At 45.1% G+C, this 7130-nt stretch carries 8 protein-coding genes; 3 read left to right on the forward strand and 5 right to left on the reverse strand.

The genetic code is table 11. The features are described 5' to 3' along the window. The coding region (locus HGBM_RS23760; protein ID WP_019123577.1) for a glycoside hydrolase domain-containing protein at window positions 1-510 on the forward strand (510 nt) is incomplete at its 5' end. Between the two features lie 335 nt (window positions 511-845). On the opposite strand, the gene HGBM_RS23770 is transcribed toward HGBM_RS23760, so the two are convergent. Further along, on the reverse strand, window positions 846-3125 hold the full coding sequence (locus tag HGBM_RS23770; protein ID WP_005836741.1) for a S8 family peptidase: 2280 nt from the start codon (window positions 3123-3125) through the stop codon (window positions 846-848). Between the two features lie 3 nt (window positions 3126-3128). Then, on the reverse strand, window positions 3129-4235 hold the full coding sequence (locus HGBM_RS23775) for an AAA family ATPase (RefSeq protein WP_005836740.1): 1107 nt from the start codon (window positions 4233-4235) through the stop codon (window positions 3129-3131). Between the two features lie 199 nt (window positions 4236-4434). On the opposite strand from HGBM_RS23775, the gene HGBM_RS23780 reads away from it, so the two are divergent. Together HGBM_RS23780 and HGBM_RS23785 are read left to right on the forward strand one after the other, a co-directional pair. Continuing rightward, entirely contained in the window at window positions 4435-4719 is a 285-nt protein-coding gene (locus HGBM_RS23780; RefSeq protein WP_019123579.1) for a YolD-like family protein, read from the forward strand. Between the two features lie 16 nt (window positions 4720-4735). Then, window positions 4736-5086, forward strand: a complete 351-nt coding sequence (locus HGBM_RS23785) for a YolD-like family protein (RefSeq protein WP_019123580.1) — start codon at window positions 4736-4738, stop codon at window positions 5084-5086. Window positions 5087-5146: 60 nt separating this feature from the next. Here HGBM_RS23785 and HGBM_RS31965 read toward each other — a convergent pair whose 3' ends face one another. The 3 genes from HGBM_RS31965 to HGBM_RS28375 form a co-directional block, all read right to left on the reverse strand. Then, entirely contained in the window at window positions 5147-5350 is a 204-nt protein-coding gene (locus HGBM_RS31965) for a hypothetical protein (protein WP_019123581.1), read from the reverse strand. Between the two features lie 391 nt (window positions 5351-5741). Then, window positions 5742-6773: a tyrosine-type recombinase/integrase gene (locus HGBM_RS23795; protein WP_019123582.1), complete on the reverse strand. Its 1032-nt coding sequence runs from the start codon at window positions 6771-6773 to the stop codon at window positions 5742-5744. Between the two features lie 130 nt (window positions 6774-6903). Further along, window positions 6904-7130 (reverse strand): hypothetical protein (locus HGBM_RS28375; RefSeq protein WP_035287866.1); only part of this gene is annotated, 227 nt, incomplete at its 5' end.

A 7130-nucleotide genomic window follows, 5' to 3' on the forward strand; every position in this document is an offset into this window, starting at 1 on the left:
ACGCTTACATACCAGGAGGCCAAGTTGATCGGGCAGCCTGAGGGAACAGCGATCTATTTTGCCGTAGATTATGACGCCCAGCCAGCCGATTATGCCGCGATCGAAGCCTATCTGCGGGCTGCCGCCAAGGAGTTGCCCGGCTATGCAGTGGGTGTATACGGGTCCTATGCAGTGGTCGAGGAGATGGCCAAACGTAAAGCTTGCACACATTACTGGCAAACCTATGCCTGGTCAAAAGGGCAGCTATCCAAAGCGGCAAACCTCTACCAGTACAAAAACGGCCAGACATTGGCCGGACACACAGTCGATTTTAACGAGGCTCTTGGCGGAGAAGGATGGTGGGATACGGCTGTGCAGAGTGTGGAAAAACTTGTTGATAAGGCTGCCGCCGAAAAAGTAATCGGCCTGCTGGGAGCATTATGGACGGCCAGCCCTGATGAGAAAGTACGTACAGCGGCCAACTATGCCGCAAACGCGCTGCGGGATGCTGCAGGGATCCCGAGACAGTGAGCAAAAACGATCTTGTTTCTCCAGGAGTGGGGCGCCCTGATAGCTTTGCTCCTATTTTTTTTGCTCTTTATGGCAGCCGACCTTTTCCCGCGTATCTTCGGGTTTATTGCCCAAATCGAGAGCCTCTATCCCGGTTTCGAGTTGTACGTGCTGACCAAGGAGCAAGAGCTCATCGATCGATATGAATTTCTCCCTGCTCGCATCCAGTATGGGTTCAAACTATTCGGTGGGAAGATAGCATGGGCGTGGCTGGTGACATGGATGTATCGCTACGTTCGTAACCGTATGAATAGTAAGCAAGATCAAACCCCGTCAAAATGACGGGGTTTATAGAATTATTGAATTGGTACCAATATTTCGTTAACTGCGCGCATTTGAATCGGCTGGAGTTGACGATATTCATTAAGGATTTCTTCATAAAGGCTACCTTGGTAACGAGGTGCTGAAATTGTAACAATAACAGCATAATCCATTCTGTCGTTACCACCATTCCGTCCAAGTCCATGAAGGACTAAGAATGGGTTTCTCAAGGTAGTTGCCCTCATCCTATCCCATCTTTGGACAACTGTATCCCATTTTAATTCCCCGCGTCTTGCTTGTTCAGTTTGGTAGCTATTTGTGCTTCTAGTCACTGGCAAGGTACTTCTTTGCCAGCCTTGCTCCAGAAGTCTTTGAATCTCATCTGCATCCTCTTCAATGTGTCTTGTGACTGGGTTACGGCCAGGAAGAGAGAAACGATATCTTTGATCATGGGGATAAAATGTATCTTCAACTGCTGATTCAGTATAATCCTCAACATGAAGAGGATTTGCTTTGGACAAAACAGCTATGGTGTATTTAAGCTCAATTGTACCGGCATCCCTAGCGTTCATTGGATAAGGAATTGGAAGCTTGGCATAATGTGTAGGCAGAATAGAACTGCTGTAGACCAGAGTTACATGTTTATCAGTACAATTCATAATCTGCTCAACAGATTGATCAATATAACCGTATCCTAGTTCATTGCAAACACCGTTTGGATTTGTTGCCGAGTGTATAAGCAAGGCTCTTGCTACTAAAGGATTAAATCTGTCGCAACGACCCAGGATTTCACCAGCCATCCCAGAAATAATTGGAGCTGAAAAGCTTGTCCCCATACTAAGATGCTTATGACCATGGGTAGTGGAGATTAGATGTATTGGTCTGTTCTCGTCGCCTCCAAAAGCTGTTAAGTCAGGTTTTACCTTACATCCCTCTCTACCTTGTCCAACAGAGCTATACGATGCTCTAATTACTTCCCCAGTCGAATAATCATATGCAAATGCACCAACACCAAGGCCATTTACCAAATCAGCTGGAGCTTGAATACGGTTAAACGGTTCTTCTAAATCCCCGTCATTCCCAACAGCAACGACAAATAGTTTTCGATAATTCCAAGCTAAATCATCCAAAACATATGTAAACCTAGAAATATCATCGTCTAGGATAGGGCCATGCGGACCAAATGATAGGTTGTACACACTGATGTCGTGTCTCTCCGGGACTACCCTCTCGATAATATCAATTGCCTCGTACAAATCATAATCATTCGGATCATTTAGAGGGAGAACACGGAAGCTTTCAACCGACACAAGTGGTTGTGGAACTTGTGACCCTGCGCCATAACCATTTAATGGGCCGTAAAGTATACATCCAGCTACTGCGGTACCATGTGCAATGCCTTCAGCAACAGGTTGCGTTCCCAGTACATTATTTTCATTCACGTGATTCAAAAGCAATGGGTTTCTTGGGTCAACTCCACCATCAAACATTCCAACCTTGATAGTTGAGCGGGAGTTTCCCGGGGCCGGTGAGGGCGCATTCGGGACAATTCGTACCGTTCTCATTTCAGGAAAGGAACTAATTCTAATTGGGTGAGCAGTCCTCAATGGATTAAAGTCATTTATTGCTTGAAGAGCTTGCCTATTAAGATTTGCACTGATGAAAGTTGGGCCGTTAGCATAACTTTTTATTCTTAGGGATTCAGCAGGTACTCCATTTGCTGTAAGTAATCTGGTGAATTTTTCGATGGCAGTGTTTGTCTCATCCTCAAAAGGATGAAGTACCATTTCAACCTTTCCTTGGCTCCAGTCATCTTCGAAACCAACAACTACCTCTTCAGGAGAAAGTAATGAGATGTCTTCGATTTTTTGAATATCTTTTCTAAATGATTCAGTTAAAGTAAACTCAGCTTGATCTAAAATCTCCTCAAGTCTTGAAAGATTCGACAGGGTTGCACGAACAAAATGCATTTTGCTGTAATGTGTTTCTTCTGCATTCTCTTCTGTGTAATACCAACGACGGGAACCGATGTTTTCAACGTTTACGTCACGAAAAAATGTGTTAGGAGTATATGATTTTGCTAAAAATTTATGATGTAATCTGACCGTTACAACTACCTCATCTAACCTTTTTTCTTCCGGGATCGCGTTAATGGCTCGTCTAAGATTGGATACTTGTTGCTTAACCCTGTCGCGAGCCTCAGTGTAGGTTCGTGGATAGGCAACTTCCCCACCTCCTGAACCGGGTCTAACTGGCTCAATCAAATTTTCCCCATAACCCAAAATTGGTAAAAAGCGTTGCTGATCATCCGACATCTGTTACTCCTCCTTATTTGTCTTTAAGTGATGGCTCAAAGTAGAAGGGCTAATTCCAAGCCATTTTGCAATGGTTTTTTGAGTTACTTTATTTCCAAGGATTTCTTTTGCGGCCTTGGCAAATAAACTATTAAATTTGTTGTCGTCAGATACCGATTTCACCTGGCTAATTATTGCCTCGATTGGTTCGCTATCATCTACGATCACTTGTCTAATTATTCTCTCGGAAAGCTGAGATATATCAGCTGCACTACATCCTTCAGTGACTTTAGCAAGGACTTGAATAAAGCCTTCATCGATTGTATTTAAATAAGAATTTAGATAGTGAGCCCAAAGGGATTCACGGGCCGTTAGATTAGGGAGATTAATCTCAATAGCACGATCAAATCTTCTCCAAATTGCTTTATCTAACATATCAGCGTGATTTGTAGCTGCTACAACTATTGAGTGACTAGGCCAGTCTTCTAATTCTTTAAGTAGGACATTAACGATTCTTTTCAGTTCTCCAAGATCAGAAGGATCATCTCTGCGTTTGGCAACTGCGTCAAACTCATCCAGAAAAAGAATAGAAGGAGTGCTTCGAGCATAATCGATGACCTTCTTTAAGTTCTGCCCAGTTTTTCCTAAATAACTTGAGATTGAGGATGCTAAGTCTAAAGTTATTAACGGAAGGTTTAACTTGTGAGAAAGCAGTGAAGTTAAAAATGTCTTCCCAACTCCTGGGGGACCGTAAAGCAGTAGACTTGTCGGTGGTTTTACTCCCGATGCAAGCAATTTTTCAGCCATGCCACGTTCGCGAATGAACCTTTCTATAAGCTGTGATACTTCGTCGCTTAGAACAACTTTTGGTTCAATAGCAATCGGTTCCTCTACACGAGCCAGCGACATAAATGTGTCCCTGTCCGTTGGAGGAGGATCGATACCGACTGAACGTGTTACTGCTGCTCCTACACCATAGTAAGAGATTGCTTTTGCTATTTCTTCTGCAACATCAGGGTAATCTTTCTTTAGCTTCCGGATCAGGGTGAGCGAAGACGACTCAACTGTTCGCATGTCATTTTCAAAAGATGCACGTACCAACTGGGGGATCATGCTAAGTATTGATTTCATCTGTTCGAACACCTCAACATTATATGTAAACATCGAATGAGATAATTATAAGCATTATCAAAGGGTAAGTCAATTCAGATTCGATGTTTTTAATGCTGGTTCGTTTTATCGAATTTTATTACGATGCAATCTGATTGTTGATATTCAAAAACTGTTCGCATATAATACAAACAAACGTTCCTATTTGGAGGTGCGCCATATGGCTCTGTTTGTTGACGAAACCACACTTGTGAAACGTCCTGAAGTAGACGAAGACGAACAAATGGAATACGGGTACATCATCAGCGAAAGCGAAAAAGAGGGGAGAACCATCACCGTCCGCTGGTGGTATCCCGTCAAAGCAAAAGAAAAGCTTGGCGAGATTCGGGAAGTTACCGGCGTGGTCAGGAAGATCGACACGTCTAACCGCCGTATCCGGGTTGAGAACATGAACGACAGCGTGTGGATCGATGTGGCGAAGATTGTTCGCGTGTCTACAAACTGAGGTGGGGGAGATTGCGATGAAGTCAGTCAGCAAGATAGACAACCTATTTGCAGCCAGTCGTTTTATACTGCCGGAACACCGGGAGCTGTATCTGCGGATCAAAGAGGAAGAGAACCTTGTGCCTATGCCAGCATTTGAGGACGATGAGCTGGCCGAATTTAGTTACCAGATATACGCTTCTACGCAGCGCGACTACGCCGTTACAGTACGTTGGTGGGAACCGGTTCGGAATGACCTTGGCACGATCAAAGAAATGTGGGGATGGGTGCAGCGGATAGATGCAGTGCATAGGCAGATTAAGCTAGTCAATGACGAGGAATTCCGCTGGATTGACTTGGATATGATCACATCAGTGAGGAAATCATAACTGTGCCAAGCCTCGCTCTATATGGGTAGCCCGCCTCTGATATAGAGACGGGCCTTGAACTTATTTAAACAGCTTTTTAATCAGCGAGAAAACATCAAACGTGGTTCGGTTGTACACTTTGTTGTAAACATACCTCTTTGGATTTCTCAACCATCCCCAGCCACGCGGCATTTTCAACCCAGCACGGTGGACAACCTGGCGTTTCAGACTGGTACGAGCAGAGATATGCTTTTTTAGACTCGGCTTCCTCATCCCGAATTTCATTGTTTTCACCGTCCCTATTTTTCTATATTATACCAGTGTTTTATTCAAATTGGCAGGAAGTATAGGTAAAAACAGGTGGCAAAAAACGACGAAATCAAAGGTAAAAACTATGTCCGTAAAATCGGGATATCCATTTTACCTATGATTTTTTCCTTGTTTTTACCTTTGTTTTGTAAAATAAACCAATCGATTCAAGGCTCTTATCACTTCTAACAGCGGTTGACTTGTTTTTACCTATATTCGAGCCGAAAACCTTAATATATCAGCGTTTTTGCCAAACCGATGAGCGATTAACCCAGGCGCGGAAAGGATTGGGAAGTCAACCGCGTTGACGAGCAATCCAGTCTTTCGCGCTGCGAAAGGCGTACAGCCCAGAAAAAAGAGGTAGCGATCAGCTACCTCTTACCATTGAAACAAGTCCATGATCAATCTGGTGATTATACAGGGGATGTTTTCTCATGGCCTCCAAAGTCTTGCTTGTGTCGATTGCTAGGTAGTGTTCGAGCGTCTGCACGCGGGCATGGCCGCTGATCTCTTTCAAAATGAATAGATCCACTCCCTGTTTGTGCAGGAAGGTTAGACAGCTACGGCGCAAGGCATGGAGGCTCAGACCGTCTTTGTATATCTTTAGTTTTTTGATGTAGGACTTGAAAAGCCAATCAATACCTTTCTCGCTATAGGCTTGTCCATACTTGGTCAAAAACAAGGTCTGGTCATCCGGCCCCGTGACAAAGTATTTCCTTCCGCATTTGTAGCGATTGATCCCCAGTTTTCCGTCAGTCTTACTGGCCTCCTCGTATACGATGCCAGTCTGTAGGTAGAGCTGCAGGGCATTAGCCAGTTGCGGTATCATCGGGATGATCCTGTCTTTCCCGCCTTTACCGTCCCTCACATGAATGTACCCTTCTTCAAAGTTGACGTCATAGGTTTTCAAGGCGATCAGCTCACTGACACGGACTCCGGTAAAAAGAAATGTGGCAAATATGGCGTAGTCGCGGATCGCGTAACGTCCGGTCAACATGATCCCGTCCAGGAGCGTCTTCGCTTGCTGCTCGCCGAGTATAATCGGAACCGTCTTGGGCACCTTCATTCCTTGGATGTTCTTGGCCGGATTCTTCACGATTTCATAATCATCATGGTCAACAAAGTATTCATAAAAAGATCGGATGACCGATATGTGCCGATTGACCGTACGGGGAGCCAGTCCCGCATCGACCAGGCTGAATTTGTATTCCCGAATGTCCTGCTGCCGCAGCTCCAGCACGTCCCTTGTAGAGTAATGAGTCAGGAACCGCCGCAGATCATTCTCGTAGCCCTCAAGTGTCTTAGGCCGCGCCCCCTTGTCTGATCGCATGTACAGCAGAAACTCGCGCAAATACAGATCATTTACGTTGGTTTTCACGACACTCAGGACTGATTTCATTCTTGGCTTCCTCCTTGGAATGTAGTGATTCCAGAGCAGGGCCTGATTTGATATTATGTAATTGTCAGGCACTGCCTGGCGCTTCTGAAAAAGCCGTTTCACTTGTCTGCCAGGACGGGAACGGCTTTTTCTACTTTTTTGATTCCGACTGGCACGCCAACGCCTGCCGATCTTTCAGGCGCCTTTCGGCATTGTCAATCAAACGGGGAATGGCTGCGCGGACCAGGCTGCTTGGCGATCCGAAACGCTTACCGGTGAATGGGCAGACGTACTGCGGCTGCGTAGCAATCTCCGTCAAGTCTTCGCCACTGGGGAACAGGTTTCGGAACAGTGAGTCATGGGCTTCCTCCAACGCTT

The organism is Brevibacillus massiliensis, assembly GCF_000311785.1.
Classification (GTDB): Bacteria; Bacillota; Bacilli; order Brevibacillales; family Brevibacillaceae; genus Brevibacillus_C; species Brevibacillus_C massiliensis.

What these genes read in the sequence shown, in the direction of transcription:
- HGBM_RS23770 (WP_005836741.1), bottom strand. Translation starts at nt 3,125, where the DNA reads ATGTCGGATGATCAGCAACGCTTTTTACCAATTTTGGGTTATGGGGAA.
- HGBM_RS23775 (WP_005836740.1), bottom strand. Translation starts at nt 4,235, where the DNA reads ATGAAATCAATACTTAGCATGATCCCCCAGTTGGTACGTGCATCTTTT.
- HGBM_RS23780 (WP_019123579.1), top strand. Translation starts at nt 4,435, where the DNA reads ATGGCTCTGTTTGTTGACGAAACCACACTTGTGAAACGTCCTGAAGTA.
- HGBM_RS23785 (WP_019123580.1), top strand. Translation starts at nt 4,736, where the DNA reads ATGAAGTCAGTCAGCAAGATAGACAACCTATTTGCAGCCAGTCGTTTT.
- HGBM_RS31965 (WP_019123581.1), bottom strand. Translation starts at nt 5,350, where the DNA reads ATGAAATTCGGGATGAGGAAGCCGAGTCTAAAAAAGCATATCTCTGCT.
- HGBM_RS23795 (WP_019123582.1), bottom strand. Translation starts at nt 6,773, where the DNA reads ATGAAATCAGTCCTGAGTGTCGTGAAAACCAACGTAAATGATCTGTAT.